The organism is Metabacillus rhizosphaerae, assembly GCF_037201795.1.
In the GTDB taxonomy this organism is placed as follows: Bacteria; Bacillota; Bacilli; order Bacillales; family Bacillaceae; genus Metabacillus; species Metabacillus rhizosphaerae.
Window position 1 is genome coordinate 4,616,623 of the sequence record NZ_CP147403.1, and the last position, 19,729, is coordinate 4,636,351.

The window sequence follows — 19,729 nt, forward strand, 5'->3', positions numbered from 1 at the left end:
CAAAATAAGTTCTTGTTCGTTAGTAAATATGCTTATTTTTCGGTCGTAAATCCATATTTGTTATTAATCTAAATACTAAGCTGATTTGCGTAAAGATCATAATAAAATCCACGTTGTTTTAATAAATCTGCATGATTTCCTTGCTCAATTAATTCCCCATCTTTAATGACTAAAATTTGATCCGCACGCTCGATTGTTCTCAATCGATGAGCAATAACAAAGCTGGTTTTTCCTTTTGTTAGATTGCGAAGTCCCTTTTGAATTTCAACCTCAGTTCGCGTATCGATATTAGATGTTGCCTCATCTAGAATTAGAATATCGGCATCTGCTAGGATTGCTCTTGCGATTGATAGCAGTTGTTTTTGCCCTTGACTTATATTGGATCCACCAGCAGTAATCATTGTGTGGTATTGCGCTGGCAAATGCTTAATAAACCCATGAGCAGATGCTGTTTTGGCAGCTTGAATAATTTCTTCATCGGTTGCATCAAGTCTGCCATAACGGATATTTTCCATGACTGTTCCAGAAAATAAATACGGATCCTGTAGCACAATTCCGATTCTTTTTCGTAAATCTCTTAGTTTATAATCCCTACTATTTTTGCCGTCTATAAGAATTTCACCTGAATCGTTATCGTAAAAACGCATAAGTAAATTAATGATCGTTGTTTTCCCAGAGCCAGTTGGCCCGACTAAGGCTATCATCTCACCGGCACTAGCTGAAAAATCAATATTTTTAAGAATCTTTTTTTCATTGTCGTAGCTAAATTCAACATCCGAAAACTCGATATCCCCTAGAAACTTGCTTATAGAGATAGCATTTTTTTTATCTTTTAAGTCAGGCACTTCATCCATCGTTTCAAAAACACGTTCAGCTCCAGCTAGTGCTGCTTGAATCGCATTAAGTAAGGTTGACATCTGGTTAATCGGTCTTGAAAATTGCCGTGAATACGTTACAAATGAAGCAATGATTCCAACGGTTGTCATTCCTTTTAACGCCATAATCGCTCCCACACCAATCACTAGCCCTAAACCTAAGTTGCTGAGAAAGTTATTTGACGGACCAAGAAGTCCTGAGAACATGTCCGCGCGCATCGCAGATTGACGTAGTCGTTCATTGACCACATGAAATTCAGAAAACGTATCATCCTCCTTACCGAACAGCGTAATAACCTCTCCACCACTAATTGATTCTTCAATAAATCCATTTAGGTCCCCCATATCCTTTTGTCGTTTTGAAAAGTTCTTCCGACTTATACTAACGATTTTTTTCGTCACAAAAAGCATCAGGGGAATTGTTATAAAGGATACAATTGCTAAGACCCAGTTCAAAGAAAACATAGCAATCGTCACACCTATAACAGTTAAAATCGATGAAATGATCTGGATGACGCTTTGACTTAGCGCTTGATTAAGGCTTTCAATATCATTCGTGAATCGACTCATTAGATCCCCATGCTTATGGCGATCGAAAAAATGTAAGGATAGTGTCTGAAGCTTTGTAAACAAATCCTCACGAAGGGAACCTATCGTTTTTAATGAAACATTAACCATTATATAGGCCTGTAGCCAAGTAAAAAGGGATGTAAAAAAATAAATCCCAAGCAGTAGACCAGCCATTCTGATCGTACCAGACACATCCTTGGGAATAATATAGTGGTCAATGATCACCCCAATATAATATGGACCTAGTAAACTTAATAAAGAAGAAAGGATGACAAATAGTGTTGATAACAACAAACCAGTCTTTTGTCTCTCCATATAGTTCCAAATTCGAAGCAAAGTCCCCTTCGGGTCCTTTGTTTTAACCGGTGGACCAGGTATTCTTCCTTTTGGACCTCCCCCACCTGTTAATTGCTGCATTTTGGTTACACTATTGGTTTGATTACTCAACAACTACCCCTCCTTTCTCAGCTTGTGTATTGTAAATTTCTTGGTATAAAGGACAGTTCTCAAGCAGTTGTTGATGTGTCCCATTGCCAATAATTTCTCCATCATCCATGACAAGAATTTTATCTGCTTTAATAATCGATGAAATCTTCGAAGCAATCACAAATGTGGTTGTGTTATGAAAATCAGATTCCAAGGCTTGTAGAATGGTTGCCTCTGATCGAGCATCAACTGCTGATGTAGCATCATCTAAAATTAGGATTGATGGTTTTCTAATAAAGGCTCTCGCAATCGATAATCGTTGCTTTTGACCACCTGACAGGTTTGTCGCTCCTTGGGTTAGTTGATGGGCATATTTGTCCTCAAACCCCTCGATAAACTCTGTAGCACAAGCATGTTTAGCTGCATTTTTAAGCTCTTCATTAGTTGCTGAAGTTTTACCATATTTAAGATTGGTTTCGATACTACCAGAAAATAAGATCGGCTTTTGTGTAATATAGCCAATCGACGAACGAAGGGATTCTAGATTGAGATTCTTCAGATTAACGCCATCAATGAGAATTTCTCCTTGGCCAACATCGTACAATCTTGGCAAAAGCTTTGCTAGCGTCGTTTTCCCACTTCCCGTTGGTCCAATTATGCCAATTTTTTCTCCTTTGGCGACAGTAAATGAGAGGTGTTTTAGCACGTGTTCACCACTTTTACTATAGGAAAAAGATACATCCTTAAACTCTATATCTCCCTCAACAGAAGTAACCTGCCGCAAATCTTCGAACCTTTCAATCTCATTTTTTGTTTCTAATACCTGTTGGATCCTGTCGGCTGATGGAAATGCGCGCATTAATTGCATAAGAACCATACTGCTCGACATTAACGCCATTAATATAATATTTAAATAGTTGATAAATGCAAGAATCACCCCAACCTGGATTGATCCTTCTTCCACACGTATCACTCCAAGTATGAGTGCAATAACAATTCCACAATTAATCACAAACAATAAAATCGGCATCAGGATCGTAATAATCTGATCAGCTGTCATCGTCGTTTTCGTTAACGAATCATTTACCTTCTTAAACAGACCAATCTCATAATCTTTACGCACAAACGCTTTTACAACTCTTATCCCAGCAATGCTTTCCTGTAGTTTCGTATTTAGCTGGTCGATTCCTTCTTGTACTCGTTTAAACCATACACCGGCTTTTCTTGACAGAACAATAATGAAAAATAACAAAATAGGGATTAGGAAAAATAAAAGCGGAAACAGCTCTCTAGCCTGAAAAAAGACAATAATAATGCTACCAATAAAAAGAAGCGGACCTCTTACAAATACTCGCAATGTCATCATTAACGCTGTTTGAACCAATGAAATATCACTTGTCACGATCGTAATTAATTTTCCAGTGCCAAACGAGTCACGATTTCCACTTGAAAAATCTTCTACCTTTTTAAACACATCACGTCTTATATCTGTTGCAAAATTCACGGCTGCTTTTGTACTGTAAATCGTACATCCTACCCCACCAGCTAGCCCAATAATTGCAGCAGCAATCATAAATAGTCCCATTTGTACGACATATGTCGTATCATCATTTGCTATCCCGTTATCTATTATTTTTTGCATAATCAATGGTTGTAAGAGATCCATCGTTACCTCTAACGCCATTAATAACGGTGCAAGTACAATAAAAAACTTATAGGGCTCTGTGTATAATAACAACTTCCTAATGGATTTCATTTATCAAACTCCTTATCTGTACTTGGTTATTTCCTTCCCTGCTTTTCAGACCAGTTAATCAACTCATTCCGTCCATTTTTAATAATTGACACAAGCTCAAGTGCAAGTGACGGATCATGCAATACATTCTTCATCGCAAACTGGAACTCTAATTGGAACTTCTCCATCTCTTCCCGTACTAATGCCGCTTCCTTTGATTGCTTCCACATTAAACGTACGCGCCATTCCTCCCAAAAAACATCATCCTCATCATGAATAATGTCTGAAAGAAACTCCACACCGACATTATTTAAGGTGTACACTTTTTTGTCCGCTTGCTCATCAACTGAAATCAAGTCTTTATCAAGCAAATCTTGTAAAGCAGGATAGATCGTCCCAGCACTAGGAGTATACAAACCATCACTTCTCTCTTCCAATAGCTTCATTACCTGATACCCATGTCTTGGCTCTTCCTTAAGAAGCTGGAGGATTGCTAGTTGAATAAGACCTCTTCGTTTTGAGAATTTTGTTTTAATTTTTTCTCTTAAGTGTGGAGGCTTTTCATAGAGGTGGCGGGCCTTTTTTAAACCTTTTTCTGAAAGTGATAACATTCCTTCCTTGCTGCGGAGCAATTCTTCATTAAGCAAATGATCAATTACATGATTCACATTTTGAATTTCGTCACTAAGAATATGTAGCAATTCCATCCTATTCATGTCTTTGCGGCTTATATGAGTAAGAATGGTGAGAATATCTTGTTTTTTAAAGACTGTCATACGAAACCTCCAATACATTTTTATCTATTACGATTAATATTAATCGATATATAGAATATTCACAATAAATATATCGATTATTTTTTCCGATATAAGAACATTGTTAATAAGGTTACTTAAAATTCTTATTTCTATAAGAAAAAAAGAGGCTGGGACATAACTAAATTGACCATTCTTAAAGCCGAATAACTTTTAATTTAATTAAGCGATATAAATAAAAAACCCAAACTATTACGAAACTCTAAATTAGAATTTCGCATGATAGTTCGGGTTTTTCTTTGGCTGAAATACTTTTGTCCCAGCCTCTTGGCTTATTAAATGTTTAATCTACTCTAACGGGAATGGAAAAGTACGCTACAAAAGCTATATGCAATAGATAAATCCTTCTCTGCGGGAGAATGGAGGATTTGATGATTGCTTTTTGCACCAAGCAATCGTTTGTCTAATCCATCTACTTTCATAATTGATATCATGTTACAATTAACGAACAATAGAATCGGTTTTCTCAAGGGTGTCGGCACACTCCTAGTAAAGGGGGTGAGGCCGTTTGACGACTTTTGAATCTTTGATGTTTGCGGTTGCGTTTGCTAGTCTAATCGTAGCGATCCTATCATTTGACTCAAAAAAATAATCCACCCTTGAGTTAGCGGCTCAGGTGGATTATTTTTTTTCTACCTTATTGGCCGACTCCTTTATAGGAACCGACTATTGTAGACCGTTGGTGTTACAGCACCAGCGGTCTTGTTTAGTTAAGGGTAAGTATTTATTATATTATACTTAACTTTTATTGGAAATGACAATGATAAATAATTTATGTTTCAGTGTTTTTTACTTATTCATCTATTTATTAAAAATCCGTTAAGGTTTAAAGTAAGGGGGAATACGAAGCCACTCATGTTGTTCCAGATATCGTTTTACTTTTAACCCATATATCGTTTTTCTCATTATTATTTTCATAAAGATCACACCGACATCCGACCGAATTGATTCTGTAAGTCCTCTTGACGCATAGTTAACACCCATTGCCAAATTATATGACATTAAATTAGCAATTTCTTCGTCATTTAATTTAGCACCCTCTGGAATTTTCTGATATTCGAAAGTAGGCTTTTCCGGAGTTGATTGTGGTAAAGGAACTCCTTCCTTCTTTAGAAACTCGGCAATTTCCTTTTTAATAGGAATATGTAAATTTTCTTTTACATCTTTTAATATTAGCTTTAATTCTTCATCCTGAGCAAGATTGTAGCCAATTTCTTCATTCCTCATCGTCGTTTCTGTACCTAGTAGAAAAAACCAAAGGTTGGTCACCTCCATTACATTCAATGGTTTCTTTTCATCATCCATAAATGGTTCAAATGCATCATGAATTATTTCAAATAAGTTCACGTTTATTTATCCCACCAAACATAAGATATATTTTTGTTCTTTATGGTATGTTTTCCATTAGACATAAAAAAATGCTACTTACTGAAATATTTCTCGACTAGCTTTTCCGCTGTTCGAGTAGCAAGCGCCTGTGTTGTAAGGGTTGGGTTCGGTCCACCTATGCTATTAAAATGTACACTGTTATCAGCAATGTATAATCGTTTTACTTGATATGATTCACAATTCTGGTCAACAACAAAACCCATTCTCATCGTGCTTTCCAAATGAATCATTATACCTGGAGGCCAATTAGATCTAATTATTTTTTTTGCCCCTGCTTTACGTAGAATATCAGCCGCCATTTTAGCCAGTTCACTTTGTCTCATAATTGATCGTTTAGTAGGTTTATATTGTACGGTAGGAATAGGTCCATGTTCATCACTAATAAACGGATCGATCGAAACTCCATTTCGTTGATCCACTTCATCATCTGTACAGACTAAGATACTTAACGTTTTACGATAGTTTGTCATTAATTCTTTCAATTCATATCCAACAACTCGCCCCTGTGAATCTTCATGTCTATTTGGCATAGTAGGATGTAAGATATTGTATCCAGATTCACTCATTCCATAAAAAGAAGCCGTTAAGCCTGGACTCATTCCTACAGTTTGCAAAGAACCTAATCCAGGATAATCTAGCCTAGCACCACATGTGTGTCCTATAAAGGGATCTACATTTTCGCTTCCCAAAATTAAATTCAATTCCTTTTCATCAAATATTCCCGTTAACCAGTCCATACAATGATTAACCAAGCCTTTTCCTACCCAAGGATTCTTAGGCAATTGTGAATTTAACCATAGTCGAGGACTTTCAATACTCCCGGCGGCCATCACAACAGCATCTGCCAGCAATTCTTCCTCCTCTCCAGTCCAGACATCTCGAACAATGACTCCAATGGCACTCAAGCCTGAAGCAGCTTTATTTTCAGTTATGATTTTAATCGTAAACGCATTCGGTCTTATTCTGACATTACCGGTCTTTAATGCAAGCGGAACGTAGCTCACATTTGTTGAACGCTTAGCAATTTTATCCATTGAGGGTCCATGCGGACAACCATTTATACAATGCCCAGCAAGTGTACAGCCCTCCAAAAAAGATAACTGTTCAAGTGGAATAGTAGGATTAGTAAGATTCTTATTAGGAGGCAATATAGCGTTAGGCTGCGGACGAAAGCCAGGGGTTGTTACATTTAGTGTAGGAATCAGCTCCCAGCCTGCCTGTTTCGCCCCATAGTAGAATAGTTCTTCTTTTGCAGTTGTGGGTGCAAAATTAACAGGCAATATAGCTTCAACCTTTTCATAATATGGAACCAATTCTTGATAAGAAAGAGGCCATACATGCTCAATAGATCCTGGAAACGCACGGGGTGAATTGGCTGTATACGTTTGTGTTGTTCCCCCTACACCAGAATTTTGCCAAATTAACGCTTTTTGATTCGTTTTCCGGAACCACTGTGGAAGACTGCGATTTGCTGGTCCCCACCGTAATCTACCGGAAACCAAATCATTCATGTTTGCTTCGTATTTGTTAAACAATTGTCGGTAAAGATTTATATCTAAATCAACATGTTGAGAGCTAAATTTGGCTCCAGGTTGTTTATTCGGGTGCGGCCATTTTTTGTTACCATACCATGGACCTGCTTCTAGAACTAGAACGTTTAAACCCATCTCTCCAAGTTCCTTCGCGATGACTGCCCCTCCACCGCCTGCCCCAATTACAATCACATCCTGATCAGCCATTTTTCGCCCCCCTTTTGTGCGGAAATATTAATAAAAGCCCTCGGAAATCACGATATCCAAATGCTACCCCTGGATAGTTTGATTGACACCAACCGATTGGAAAATACTCTAATCGTCTATTATCAGGCGGTAAAAAACGGGTTGTTCCATAAGCCGTCCATTCTGAATAATAACCAAATAGGGTGAGTTGGTTTAGCACATCCATCATATTACGAATAAGTCCAGGGTTATTCGTATAAGGTGTTGGCAAACTTGCAAGATTAATGTCAAGGCAATCTAATAAGGTAATAACACGCAATCTATCACTTCTCGATAGATAAGTAAACGGAGTCCTTTTCGTAAACACCCTCATGTCTAGAGGACATTTTGCCTGCCCTGACTGAATTAAATAAGCAGCTGCAGTATTCAGCAAACGCGCTGTAGCAGTTGACATTGAAGAATTATTTAAGTTTAGCTGTTCCTCTGTTGTATAAGCCAATGAATGATCAAGTGTCCATATAACATATTCATATACTTTTACAAGCACTGCATCTTCTACTTGAACGGCTCCTCTTGTTGAAGCTATGTATTCTATAGGTTGAATAATCATCTGAACAAGTGCACGGAAAGTAGTCCTTGTCTGAAGGTCAAGAATTCCAATGTTGTCTCCGGTTCGCAAAAGCTATCCTCCTTTAGGGTATGTTCCCTTCCTCTTAATCTTATTTTGCGTTTATTTTTCTATGTCTAGAAGTTATTTTTTAACGTAGAAATTATAAGATACCTACGCTTAATCCGCATTTTCGCATTCAACTTGAAATGGTCTTTGTCACTTTATTCTTTTATTCCCAAGTGCAAGCTCAACCTTACAAATTAGAATTTAGATACATATTCCCACAAATAATAGGTGAATTTAAATATATTAATTAATCTTAATGAAGCAAATGAAGAGTAGCGTTATTAATTTTTGGAGGTTTTTTCGTGGAAAATATCAATCATAATGTTGAACTTACTTCAGCAGAAATAGCGAATCTTTGGACTCAATATATGAATGATTCTTTATCAATTTGTATTCTTTATCATTCTATTGATAAGGCACAAGATGAAGATATAAAGGAAGTACTCAAATTTGCTCTTAAGATAGCTGAAAACCATATTGACAAAATTAAGGAATTTCTGAAACAAGAGAACTTTCCCGTTCCAAAGGGTTTCACCAAAGAAGAAGATGTTAACCTTAATGCCCCTCCTCTATTTACAGATACCTTTATGTTAGTATATATGCACGTGATGACATTACTAGGTTTAACTGGCTATGCTGGTGCTGTAGGCACTTCTTCCCGCAAAGACCTAATAGCCTATTTCATTCAATGTAATAAAGAAACAATGGAGTTATACGAACGGACCATAGATGTTATGCTGAATAAAGGCATTTACAGTAAACCCCCGCGTATTAATACACCAAATCAAATTGACTTTGTAGATCATCAACGATATTTATCGGGGTGGTTTGGGAAAAAACGTCCCTTAAATGCCATAGAAATTAGTGGGATTAATTTTAACATGCTAAAGATTATCGCGAAGGTTGTTTTAGAAATTGGCTTTGGACAGGCCTGTCAATCAAAAGAAGTTAAAAAGTATTTCCAAAGAGGAAAAGATATTTGTGAAAAACAGTTCAGTATTCTTAGTTCCACTTTAACGAAAGATAATTTAGCATCTCCAGCTTCTTGGGTATCTGAGGTAACAAATTCAACTGTTCCGCCCTATTCAGATAAACTAATGTTAAATCATATTGTCATCTTAGTATCCTCAGCGGTCGGATATTTTGGAGCTGGGGTATCTGTTTCTCAAAGAAGAGACCTTGCTTTTGAATACACACGTCTTATGGCTGAGGTAGGGTTATATGCTGAAGATGGAGCAGAACTATTAATAAGTAACGGATGGTTGGAACAACCACCTTTAGCTTCTGACCGAGAAAATTTGGCGGAGCATAAATAATTATTTACACAAAATCCTATGTTAATCTTTAAGATTGAAGATCTTTTTTTAATAAGGTTCGTTAAAACAGTTGCTTTCTTCATTATAAACTGTCAAGATAGTGAAGATAAAATACTTTTAAAGAACTCGTAGGTGATTAACATTATCGAAATTAAAACATCCCCACTCAGTGATGGGGAATTCAATAGAGGAGTATTTGCAACGACTGATATAGCAAAAGGTACTCTTCTTCATGAAGCACCCGTCATTTCTTATCCAAATGAGCAGCATGTTCATATCGAAAAAACGTTACTTGACGATTATGCATTTGAATATGGACTAAACCACACTGCGATATTATTAGGCTATGGTATGCTATTTAATCATTCGTATGAGCCTAATGCTACTTATGATATCAATTTTAAAAACCATACATTTGATTTCTTTGCATACAAAGATATAAAAGCTGGGGAAGAGATTCTTATTAACTACAATGGTGAAGTTGATGACAACGAACCACTATGGTTCAATAAAGATGAGATTGCAAATGACAAGGATGAAACAAAAGACTGATTATTACCCTTTTACTCTTAAATTCTAATAGTACACACCATAGCGAATTAGACCCACTTCTTAAAGTTTTAATTCGTATAATCACTTAAATAGCCTCTTGGTATTAATTCGTCCATTTTTATACAAGATCTTAGGACAATAACCAAGAGGCTTTTGTATATACAAATAACTCTAACCTCTCCGGTTTTCATGCATGTACTTCATCCACTTCTTCAGCTTATAACTACAAATAAAATACCCTACACTAGCGATAAAAGATACTCCAATTGATAGCTTCAATATAAGGGGATGTATGGTATAGATACCTGCAGCAATTCCGATGAAGCCAAATATAGTTAATTGGAATAACTGTTTTTTATGATTTTCATAGATAATGAATTGAAATTGTCTTCTTTGCTCGATTTCCTTTATTTGTTCTAATTTTTTAGGAGCATCTAAAAACTCTGTAACAGAATGAAACAGCTTAAATATCGGCTGTGATTGAATCCATTGCCAAACAAATGACCATTTATTATTCCCTTGTTTATTCAACCACTCCATAAAAACAGGTTTCATTAAATCAATAAGCCCCTCCTCTGGTGCCAAATTGAGGAGAATGCCTTCTATCGTTACAAAAGAGCGACCTAAAAAGACAAATCTAGTTGGCACCTGAATGGGTAGGGCTTGAATCATATCATTCATTTCCAATTTTAATGCAATAACATCCATTTCTTTTAACTGGTCAGGCTGAAAGGACATAAATTCAGCTAGTAGCTTCTCCATCGTTCTTGATTCAGCGCCAGGGAGCAAAAATCCTAAATGAAACAAGCAATCCACTGCTTTTGTATAATTTTTACTAAGAAAGCTTTCAATTAAACCTTGAAAATAAGTAGCATCCTTTTTGGTAATTTCCCCTACCATTCCGAAATCAAGTAAGATGATTTTTCCTTCCTTTGAAACAAGTATATTTCCTGGATGTGGGTCAGCATGGAATGTACCAGGTTCAAGCCATTGTGGAAGGAATACTTGGAGGAGTCGCCCAGCCAATTCTTGACGGCTAACTTCTAACTGATCTAAAGCCTCCTCATTTGTGAGCCTTATTCCTTCAACCCATTCCATCACCAGTACCTTTGAAGTACTGAGTTCCGAATACACTGAAGGAACCTGTACTACTTCCATATCCTTAAATCTTTCGCTAAATAAGAGCAAGGCTTTTAGCTCCTTCGTAAAATCAAGTTCTCGTTCAATCACTTGTTTTAGTTCCTTAAACAGGACTTTAAAATTAATAAATCCTTTTGGAATAGGAACAAAGTGATCAGCAAACCAAATAATGATACCCAAAGTCCGGAAATCAGTTTGCACAATTGACTGTATATTAGGACGTTGAACTTTAATAGCAACTTCTGTACCATCTTTCAAAATACCTTTATAGACTTCTCCTATCGACGCTGAAGCAATTGCAGTTTTTTCAATTAATAGAAAGTGTTGATCAAGTGAACTCCCCCATTCCTTTTCTAAAATCACCTGAATCTCACTCCAGTTAGATGGGGGAACCTTATCTGTAAGATCTTGTATTTGATGGATAAATGCATTTGGAAGTAGGTCGGCGCGAATACTCAGAATCTGACCAATTTTAATGAGCAATCCCTCTAATTCAAAAAGTGTATTGCGAAACCTCTCCCCTATTTTCTCCCACAACTTTTCCCATTCTACTTCAGGCTTTCTTCGAATTTTATACCAATAAATTTGTATGATGATGATAAAAGCCATAGATAGTACCTTTGACATCCGAACTAACTTGTTCTTAGTTTTCATCACGGACCTCTCATTTCTTTTAACAATTATTTGAAAAAGTATTTTACTTAAAATAATTCAACAAAAATGGACACTTCTCCTTCTTATCGTAAGTTGTGGGACTAATGAAAGAAAAATAACCAAGATAAGTTACAGAGGCGAAATGAGTACTTCCTCTAAAGATACAAACTAGGAATAATTCAAAGCATAGGCATCATAATAGGGTAGAAAGGATGTGTGTTTATGACAAATGAGACAATTATAGAGGAACTAAACACTTTATTAAGGGGTACATATATGGGTATACGTTCACTTGAACACTATATTCAAGCGGTAGAAAATGATGAATTAAAGAATAACTTTCAATCAATGCAACAGGACATAAAGCTTAATGCCCAGAAAATAGCAGAACGAATACAGAATCTAGGCGGAGTTCCAGCTGACGATGAAGGTGTCTCTGGATCAATGCATAGCTTTATGCATAAAATCATGCTCCCTAATGATTCAAGAAAAATTATTGAAGATGCTCTAAAAGGAGTAGATAACTATGGTGTGCAATATTCAGAGGAACTTGTAAAGGGTGATTTAGATCCAACTAGTAAGCAAATTGTTGAAGAAGTAATTGATAATAACCGAAGACATGTTGAACACTTAAGACACTTACTTCATTAAAAAATTAGGTTGTTTTAGCAAACTTTGTTGCGATTTACCAAGTAGTGTGGTGGTGTTGTTGATTGCAGCGAAAAGATGCTCACTTTCCACGGGGAGGCGATGAACATCCTATCGCAGTTCCCGAAAGAGTCTCGCACTTCCGCTCATCAACCTTTAACAGTCTTTGTTTAAAAAACAACAATCTCTTAAAAAGAGCCAAAAAATAAGATTGAGAAGACCATCAAAAGGTAGTTGGTCTTCTTATTGGACAATAAAATAAAAAGAATGCATTAAAAGTATTAAGTCAAATGTTACCACTTCTTTATGAAAAGCTTATTTTCTTTTATTACCTGATAGATAGTTAGCATGGTTTTCCCGTGATAAACCAAGCAGAACTGATGTCATCAAAAAAAAACGATTAAGAACAGAAGTCTTAACCGATTTCTTATTTTATTTAAAATTAATCCGATTTAAGATTTTTGCTTTTTCATAGTGAAATACTGATTTAGATAATTCAAAGATGGTTCCGTTGGTTAAGCATACTGTATTTTCAATAATCAATGCTGGATCTAATGGTTTAATAAGCAATAATTCCGCATTTGCTTCACCAATTTTTTCGCAATTGATTACTTTATCAGCAAATCCTATGTTTAATTTTAAATCCTCAATAAGGTACCTATAAATAGAACTCGATGCAATATCTTCATTTAAATATGGCACAATGTCTTTTTTAAAGTAACTTATTTCAATTGAGAAGGGTTCTTTATCAACAATTCTCAGCCGCTTAATATAATAAAGATTTGCTCCCACTTCACAACGCAATTGTTTTGCTATTTCTTCCTCTGCTGTTACCACATGTAATTCCAGAATTTTCGTCTCTATTATTTTAGATGTTAAATCTTTTGTTAATCCTCTAAGACTGCCTAAATTTATATAATCTGTTATGGATTTTTCCCGTAAAAACATTCCACTACCTTGCACCTGATAGATAAGCCCGAGATTGACTAACTGATTAATTGCTTTTCGGATCGTATTTCGGCTCACTTTAAAATTATTTATCAGTTCTTCTTCTGTCGGCAGCTTTTTTGCTGTATCAAATTTCCCATCCCTAATATCCCGTTCTAAACAATCAGCTATTTCTTTATATTTTACAGCCATATAATCTCCCTATTATTCGTTCAATTATTTACTGCCTCTATTATACACAAAACCTCTTGATTAAAATCAAGAGGTTTTCATTTTTCTTAGAGCTCTTCTCCTCGCGTTTCAATAATATGCTTATACCAATGAAACGACAGCTTTTTCTTGCGGTTTAAATTGTTTTGTTGATCCACGTAGATAAATCCGTATTGCTTTTTATATCCGTTTAACCAGCTTAATAGATCTATGACAGACCATGCATAATACCCTTTTAAATGAATGCCTTCTTTGATTGCACGCTTAATGACTTTTAAATGTTCCTCAATATATTTAATACGAGGAACATCTACTATTTCCCCATCAATTATCGGATCCTCATCACCAAGTCCGTTTTCTGTTACATACATTTTAATATCACCATAACGCTCTTTTAACATATGCAGCCCATCTAAAAATCCTTGAGGTGAGATTTCCCATCCCCATTTTGTATATGTTTTATCTTCCATTTTTACGGTCCGATAAAACCCATCAAAAGAAGGATTGCCTGGAGCTAGAGTAGACGTTTCCCTTGAATGTTCCATGGATGAAACAGCCTTGTTATTTTTTTCTACTCGAATCGGTTGGTAATAATTAAGTCCTATAAAATCATTTTTTCCTGCATTTCTTTTTAATGTAGCAAGTTCTTCTTCCGTCCAACTTGGCGTCCAACCTTTCTCCTCTAATTGCTCGACCACATATGAAGGATATTCTCCCTTTAAAATTGGGTCATAATACCAAAAGGTTTCATATTCATTGGCATGTCGAGCAGCTACTACATTCTCACGATGATCATTTACACTGAACGCTGGTAAGAAAACATGTGTAATACCAATCTCTCCGTAATGATTCATTTCCTTATATACCTCTACAGCCTTTGCATGTGCATAAAACACGTAATGTGTCGCTTGAAAATATTTATTCTCATCATTTTGAATACCAGGCGGATGTGCTCCTTTTAGATAGCCTAACCCACAAAACATAACCGTTTCATTAAACGTAATCCAATGTTTGACACGATCCCCGAATGCTCGAAAACAAACTTCAGCATACTTAATAAAGGCTTCAGCTGTTCGCTTATTTGTCCATCCCCCATCTTCTTCAAGCGTAATAGGCAAATCCCAATGATATAGTGTTATAAATGGAACAATACCGTACTTTAAACATTCATTAATTACATTATTATAAAATTCCAAACCTTTATCATTGACTTCTCCGTCTCCTGTTGGCAAAATACGTGCCCATGAAATGGAAAATCGGTATGATTCAAGACCCATCTCTGCCATTAATTTGATATCTTCTTTGTATCGATGATAATGATCTATGGCTACATCTCCGTTTGTTCCCATATACGTTTTACCTGGAATCTTTGAAAAGACATCCCAATTTGTTAATCCTTTACCATCTTCATTCCATGCTCCTTCTATTTGATAAGAAGCAGAGGCCGCTCCGAATAAAAAATCATGTGGAAACTTCATTTTATACCCTCCGTTTTTAATCCAACCAATTATATTCATTACTATATATTATATTTATTGGTACAAATATTTAAAGTGATTATATACTTTTTTTCAATATTTGACTACATAAACTTCTTAAAATAGTTAAATAGAAGTACAAAAATAGTATTTGCTATAATCTGACTAATTAAAACCGAGTGCAATTAAAAAAGACATTAATCCTACTGGATCACGTCCTTTTAGATAAAAATGAAAATAACCCTTACTTACCTTTTGAAAATAAATTAATAAATAATAGTAAAGCAATTAACCCTAACTTCCTTCACGATTTCTTGCCTTTCTTAACACAACATAGGTCAACAATCCCAAAGGCCCAAACATAAGTGTCAAAAATAATATTATTGATTGGAGTGGTAATGGGATAAATCTGTACTCCAAATTTTCTTGATAAATAAAATGTCCAACGAATAGATCGAAGCAAAGAAGATGGATCCATACCAATAAGGCAAAATTAGGTTCTGACAGTAATTGAATAACTCCGGTTGCAGAGCTAAAATACTGCATAAAACCGATGCCATTCATAAAAATAACTGTGATGATTCCGACAATATATAGGATTGATAAATAGATTGGAAATATTTTTAGATCTGCAAGAAAACGTGTCACTCTCCATGTAGGAAGAACGATCATCAGCAACCAAACCACTATCCCAATACTCGCGAGTGAAAACAATAGCTCAAACATTTACTCTTCCCCTTTCCCTAAAGAGATCTATCTTGTTTTAAGAAAGTGGATTTCCTCACCCTTTTAAGAAACTGCCAACCTGCAAAAATCGTCGTCCCTAGCCAAATAAATAACAAAATGATCGCAAGGATTGGAAATGTTGATAATTCAAAAACAGTGTTGCCTAATCCAGTTTGAATACCTATGACAATAATTGATAGCATCCAAGCAATACTACCATAGTGAATGAGTGATTTTTTTAACTTTTCATTTATTTGGGCTCGTTCCAAAAACCATCCAGGCACAATCAATGTTTGTAAAGCATGAAAGCCAATTCCATGTAATACAATTAAATTTCCTGCATCACCTGTAAATCGATCTTGAAGCAAAATCATCCATACACCCCCAAGATTTGCTACGAAAACAGAAAGTAAGGCATAGCGAATTCCTAGGATAAGCAACGGTCGCTCAACAGGAGCCTTAAGTCGAAAAAACTGAATCGTAAGCAACAAGGCAAGTGTCACAAGCACTAGTGAATCAACGCCAAATAGGATTCCAGCAATTATATCAAAAACAGATCCTTCACGAGAAAATCGTGGATTTAGCCCTCTGAAATTTTGAATCGTCTCGACTGCATAGGCATATAAAGCTGTTATGATAAAGAGCCACCGCATCATCTTTCGACTTCGATCTCTAAACTGCGAAAAAGGTAAAATCGCTGCAATAGATAGGATAAAGACACCGATTGCTGTATTAAATGAAAAGGCATCCTTTACATTACCTTCAGGTAAAATAATTGGATCTTGAAAAAAAAGATAAATTGCAATCCCTGCAGCAAGTATAAAACCAATACTACTCGTAACGACAAGCCACTTTTCTCCTTCAAACAGCTTAATTACAGGTTCATTCGTATCATGTCTGCCTGATTTCATAGAATTCGCCAAGATTTTTCCCTTCTTTCAATTTGGATTTATTTATTTATCAGTCAATAAATAATGTTACAAAAAAAAGAAAGATTAATTACTCCTTCTTTTTCACTCTACCTCATTTTTTCCATTGCATAATTGTGGTAAATTTAAGACCTCTGCAACAGTAATCAGCAATCCCGTGCCAATAAAATGTGCTGCTGTTTCTTTTGCTTGATTAATTCCCGCTCTTTCAAATTTCATGGTTAATGATTCAAAAATGGTAAGAAACAACTTTCGTACATGGTCACGAATACCTACATCTGAAATAGCATGAGCTTGCATGACCATCAAAACTTCATCACGATGAGTATGGATAATTTGCGTAAATGCACGCCCCATCGTTTCGATTAATTGATCAGCTGGTCCATTGACTTCGGCAAATGTGTCATATATTCGACTAAAGGCACGATCAATAACAGCTTTGAATAATTCTTCCTTGTTTGCAAAAAAGTGAAACACATATGGCTGTGTTACTCCAGAAGCCTTTGCCACCATTGCAGTTGTTGCTTTGTAATATCCCTTTTCAGCAAATACCCCTACTGCATTATCAATTATTTGTTCCTTCTTATCTTCACGGACAGCCACTAGAATCAATCCTTTTATCTATTTATTGATCAATAAATAAATCTTATTAAAAATTGAAATTTTTGTCAAGATTACTTTTTAATATTTAAGGAATATGATTTAGCTTATTTTTTGTATTTCGCTATCGTCTGCCTCGGAGATCGTTCTCAATTTTCTACAATACGCCTCAAGCCTTAGATGCAAATAAAACCTTAGTTCATTGTAAGAATTTCCTTAATTATTTAATATTAACTTATCGATATTCCTTAGCATATCCAATTGAAAATATAGTGTTAGAAAGAAGGTATCTCATTGAAAAAACTTTTTGTATTACTATTTTTTGTTGTCGGTCTTTTATTACTCATTGTCACAAACACCTCCTGGTTATCATTCGGGCAGAGCATTAATCAAATAGAAGTAACAGAAAAAATTGATTTGATTGAAATTGATGTATCAAGTGTGAGCACAACAATAATTCCTGAAAAAAGAAACAACGTAAAAGCTGAATACAAAGGAAAGGGAAAAGTGACAGTGCAGGAAAATGGTGATGCAATTAAGGTCAAGTTTGAATCAAAAAATCAGTTCAATTTCCTTTCATTTTTTAATAAAAAGAACTTAACAATTTACATTCCAGAAGATTATGATCGTAATATGGTGATTGATAGTGGTTCAGGGAAACTTTCCTTTTCTGGAGAATCAAAAAATGAGCCTATGCATTTAAAAAACCTTACATTAAATATGAGCTCAGGCCATGTGCAATTAAGCAATATTAATACAGAATACTTCGAACAAGATGGCTCTTCAGGCTATGTGGGAATTGAATCCTTAACTACAAAGAAAGGTTCCTTTAACATGAGCTCGGGAAAATTGGATGTAAAGGATTATTCCGGAGAAGTGGAGGCACAGGCTACATCTGGTCAACTCACTCTAAAAATGAACAAATTATCCGACTCTGTTAAAGTTAAAGTAAATTCTGGTTTTGCAACACTTGATTTACCATCCAACGCTGATTTTACGTTAAACGGAAAAATAGGTAGTGGAGCAATCTCAACTGATTTTTCACTTATAGATTCTAAAGAAGAAAAAGATAGGATTGAAGGAAAGCATGGTTCAGGTCAGCATGATCTAGATTTAGATGTAAATAGTGGAAAAATTGAGGTGAAATAGTACCCCTACACTTAAACAGCATATAGAAAATATGCTGTTTTTCTTTTTTTGGAAAATAGCTGAATTTCCCATTGTTATCGAGTAGGATAGATAGCTTAGATACTCAATCCTCGCTAAACATCTACATTTCATTTCACAACTCAATCTAGGCTTCATTCATTAAAAGTCTCTTTAAAACTCTTTTTTTCAGTCACAACTATACTTAAAAAACATATAAGTATATAAATGTGAATTAGGGTATTGGTCTACTTAATTTAATACAGTTTTTGTATATAAATGCAAGTGAAATATACCTGCTTTATAAATAAATGTTTTAACCACAGCATTTCAAATAAACTTCCTTGTGATAAAGGATAGTCATACTGATGGAACAGGAGTGCGGGGAAATGAAAAAAAGCAATGAATTATTAGATCTACCCATTATTAGTATTTCCGGGGTTAAAAAAATCGGAAAAATCAAAGGGTTGATTATCAATCCTGATAATTTTTCTGTAGATTTTTTAACGGTGGAACAGGAAGATTGGCAAGTTGGTGTAAAAGCGGTTCCTTTTAAAAAGATTGTTGGAATTGGAGAAACTGCTGTGATGGTAGAACATGACAATTCAGTTATCGACTTAGATGAGATTCCTATTGTGAATCAATTATTAAATAAAAAGATTCATATTATTGGTTCACAAGTGCTGACAAGAAAAGGATTTCTCTCAGGTGAGGTTTCTGACTATTATTTCAATGAGGGAACTGGTCAATTAGAAAATCTACTCATATTGTCCGGTAACAAAGAAACGTATTTTCCGATTGAAAATGTTATCTCTTTAGGGAAAGAACATGTAATCATAAATGATTCCTTACAAGAAATCAACAACCAAATTTCAGAACAGATGATGAATCTGCAGCAAGCTACTCCTATACAAACTGGAGCAGTAAGTCAGAACAACACAGATAGAAAAGCAGCATTAAAAGCCAAGTTAATTGAATTATTAAAAGGAAATTCAATCAAAAAGGATATCTTTAGCAAGTCAGGTGAGTTGCTGTTTGAAAAGGGTACTATATTATCTGGTGAGGATATTAAAGTTTTACACGACGAAGGGGCTAAAGTCTTAATTGAAATTTCTTTGGATCTTAATGAATAATTATGGTACTTAAACTAAGAAATCCCCTATTGCACTCCAAATCGG

Annotated in this window: 17 protein-coding genes; 5 read left to right on the top strand and 12 right to left on the bottom strand. The window is 35.4% G+C overall.

Annotation, left to right across the window (positions count from 1 at the left end; all coding sequences use genetic code 11):
- Positions 1 to 68 precede the first annotated feature (68 nt).
- The 6 genes from WCV66_RS22330 to WCV66_RS22355 all read right to left on the bottom strand — a co-directional run bounded on the left by WCV66_RS22330 (position 69) and on the right by WCV66_RS22355 (position 8,207).
- Positions 69 to 1,862 carry an ABC transporter ATP-binding protein gene (locus tag WCV66_RS22330; protein WP_338789528.1) on the bottom strand — a complete coding sequence of 598 codons (1,794 nt, stop codon included), beginning with the start codon at positions 1,860 to 1,862 and terminating at the stop codon, positions 69 to 71.
- 22 nt (positions 1,863 to 1,884) lie between these two features.
- The gene (locus WCV66_RS22335; RefSeq protein WP_338786894.1) at positions 1,885 to 3,627 is read right to left on the bottom strand and encodes an ABC transporter ATP-binding protein; all 1,743 of its coding nucleotides are present in this window, start codon (positions 3,625 to 3,627) and stop codon (positions 1,885 to 1,887) included.
- Positions 3,628 to 3,653: 26 nt separating this feature from the next.
- The gene (locus tag WCV66_RS22340; RefSeq protein ID WP_066331517.1) at positions 3,654 to 4,382 is read right to left on the bottom strand and encodes a PadR family transcriptional regulator; all 729 of its coding nucleotides are present in this window, start codon (positions 4,380 to 4,382) and stop codon (positions 3,654 to 3,656) included.
- 858 nt (positions 4,383 to 5,240) lie between these two features.
- Positions 5,241 to 5,768, bottom strand: coding sequence for a DUF3231 family protein (locus tag WCV66_RS22345; protein WP_338786895.1), 528 nt, complete (start codon positions 5,766 to 5,768; stop codon positions 5,241 to 5,243).
- A gap of 74 nt (positions 5,769 to 5,842) precedes the next feature.
- Positions 5,843 to 7,549 carry a GMC family oxidoreductase N-terminal domain-containing protein gene (locus WCV66_RS22350; RefSeq protein WP_338786896.1) on the bottom strand — a complete coding sequence of 569 codons (1,707 nt, stop codon included), beginning with the start codon at positions 7,547 to 7,549 and terminating at the stop codon, positions 5,843 to 5,845.
- Entirely contained in the window at positions 7,542 to 8,207 is a 666-nt protein-coding gene (locus tag WCV66_RS22355; RefSeq protein WP_338786897.1) for a hypothetical protein, read from the bottom strand. The genes WCV66_RS22350 and WCV66_RS22355 overlap by 8 nt, the downstream gene beginning before the upstream one ends.
- Before the next feature lie 299 nt (positions 8,208 to 8,506).
- On the opposite strand from WCV66_RS22355, the gene WCV66_RS22360 reads away from it, so the two are divergent.
- Positions 8,507 to 9,520, top strand: coding sequence for a DUF3231 family protein (locus WCV66_RS22360; RefSeq protein ID WP_338786898.1), 1,014 nt, complete (start codon positions 8,507 to 8,509; stop codon positions 9,518 to 9,520).
- A 141-nt stretch (positions 9,521 to 9,661) separates the two neighbouring features.
- On the top strand, positions 9,662 to 10,072 hold the full coding sequence (locus WCV66_RS22365) for an SET domain-containing protein (RefSeq protein ID WP_066331720.1): 411 nt from the start codon (positions 9,662 to 9,664) through the stop codon (positions 10,070 to 10,072).
- 171 nt (positions 10,073 to 10,243) lie between these two features.
- On the opposite strand, the gene WCV66_RS22370 is transcribed toward WCV66_RS22365, so the two are convergent.
- Positions 10,244 to 11,866 carry an ABC1 kinase family protein gene (locus WCV66_RS22370; RefSeq protein WP_338786899.1) on the bottom strand — a complete coding sequence of 541 codons (1,623 nt, stop codon included), beginning with the start codon at positions 11,864 to 11,866 and terminating at the stop codon, positions 10,244 to 10,246.
- Between the two features lie 222 nt (positions 11,867 to 12,088).
- Between WCV66_RS22370 and WCV66_RS22375 the strand changes: the two genes are divergently transcribed.
- A complete protein-coding gene (locus WCV66_RS22375) occupies positions 12,089 to 12,517 on the top strand; it encodes a DUF2383 domain-containing protein (RefSeq protein ID WP_338786900.1) in 429 nt (142 codons plus the stop codon).
- A gap of 429 nt (positions 12,518 to 12,946) precedes the next feature.
- On the opposite strand, the gene WCV66_RS22380 is transcribed toward WCV66_RS22375, so the two are convergent.
- The 5 genes from WCV66_RS22380 to WCV66_RS22400 all read right to left on the bottom strand — a co-directional run bounded on the left by WCV66_RS22380 (position 12,947) and on the right by WCV66_RS22400 (position 17,408).
- Positions 12,947 to 13,654, bottom strand: coding sequence for a GntR family transcriptional regulator (locus WCV66_RS22380; RefSeq protein ID WP_338786901.1), 708 nt, complete (start codon positions 13,652 to 13,654; stop codon positions 12,947 to 12,949).
- A gap of 86 nt (positions 13,655 to 13,740) precedes the next feature.
- Positions 13,741 to 15,150, bottom strand: a complete 1,410-nt coding sequence (locus WCV66_RS22385; protein WP_338786902.1) for a GH1 family beta-glucosidase — start codon at positions 15,148 to 15,150, stop codon at positions 13,741 to 13,743.
- A 294-nt stretch (positions 15,151 to 15,444) separates the two neighbouring features.
- On the bottom strand, positions 15,445 to 15,876 hold the full coding sequence (locus WCV66_RS22390) for an ABA4-like family protein (protein ID WP_338786903.1): 432 nt from the start codon (positions 15,874 to 15,876) through the stop codon (positions 15,445 to 15,447).
- Positions 15,877 to 15,893: 17 nt separating this feature from the next.
- Positions 15,894 to 16,799, bottom strand: a complete 906-nt coding sequence (locus tag WCV66_RS22395; RefSeq protein WP_338786904.1) for a hypothetical protein — start codon at positions 16,797 to 16,799, stop codon at positions 15,894 to 15,896.
- Positions 16,800 to 16,889: 90 nt separating this feature from the next.
- Positions 16,890 to 17,408, bottom strand: a complete 519-nt coding sequence (locus tag WCV66_RS22400; RefSeq protein ID WP_338786905.1) for a TetR/AcrR family transcriptional regulator — start codon at positions 17,406 to 17,408, stop codon at positions 16,890 to 16,892.
- A 291-nt stretch (positions 17,409 to 17,699) separates the two neighbouring features.
- On the opposite strand from WCV66_RS22400, the gene WCV66_RS22405 reads away from it, so the two are divergent.
- Together WCV66_RS22405 and WCV66_RS22410 are read left to right on the top strand one after the other, a co-directional pair.
- On the top strand, positions 17,700 to 18,554 hold the full coding sequence (locus WCV66_RS22405; protein ID WP_338786906.1) for a DUF4097 family beta strand repeat-containing protein: 855 nt from the start codon (positions 17,700 to 17,702) through the stop codon (positions 18,552 to 18,554).
- Between the two features lie 386 nt (positions 18,555 to 18,940).
- Complete coding sequence (locus WCV66_RS22410) at positions 18,941 to 19,684, top strand: PRC-barrel domain-containing protein (protein ID WP_338786907.1); 744 nt, start codon at positions 18,941 to 18,943, stop codon at positions 19,682 to 19,684.
- Positions 19,685 to 19,729 lie beyond the last annotated feature (45 nt).

Bases quoted from the DNA above. Each gene is read 5' to 3' on its own strand.
- WCV66_RS22330 (WP_338789528.1), bottom strand. From the start codon at position 1,862: ATGCAGCAATTAACAGGTGGGGGAGGTCCAAAAGGAAGAATACCTGGT.
- WCV66_RS22350 (WP_338786896.1), bottom strand. From the start codon at position 7,549: ATGGCTGATCAGGATGTGATTGTAATTGGGGCAGGCGGTGGAGGGGCA.
- WCV66_RS22385 (WP_338786902.1), bottom strand. From the start codon at position 15,150: ATGAAGTTTCCACATGATTTTTTATTCGGAGCGGCCTCTGCTTCTTAT.
- WCV66_RS22375 (WP_338786900.1), top strand. From the start codon at position 12,089: ATGACAAATGAGACAATTATAGAGGAACTAAACACTTTATTAAGGGGT.
- WCV66_RS22380 (WP_338786901.1), bottom strand. From the start codon at position 13,654: ATGGCTGTAAAATATAAAGAAATAGCTGATTGTTTAGAACGGGATATT.
- WCV66_RS22370 (WP_338786899.1), bottom strand. From the start codon at position 11,866: ATGAAAACTAAGAACAAGTTAGTTCGGATGTCAAAGGTACTATCTATG.
- WCV66_RS22410 (WP_338786907.1), top strand. From the start codon at position 18,941: ATGAAAAAAAGCAATGAATTATTAGATCTACCCATTATTAGTATTTCC.
- WCV66_RS22390 (WP_338786903.1), bottom strand. From the start codon at position 15,876: ATGTTTGAGCTATTGTTTTCACTCGCGAGTATTGGGATAGTGGTTTGG.
- WCV66_RS22335 (WP_338786894.1), bottom strand. From the start codon at position 3,627: ATGAAATCCATTAGGAAGTTGTTATTATACACAGAGCCCTATAAGTTT.
- WCV66_RS22340 (WP_066331517.1), bottom strand. From the start codon at position 4,382: ATGACAGTCTTTAAAAAACAAGATATTCTCACCATTCTTACTCATATA.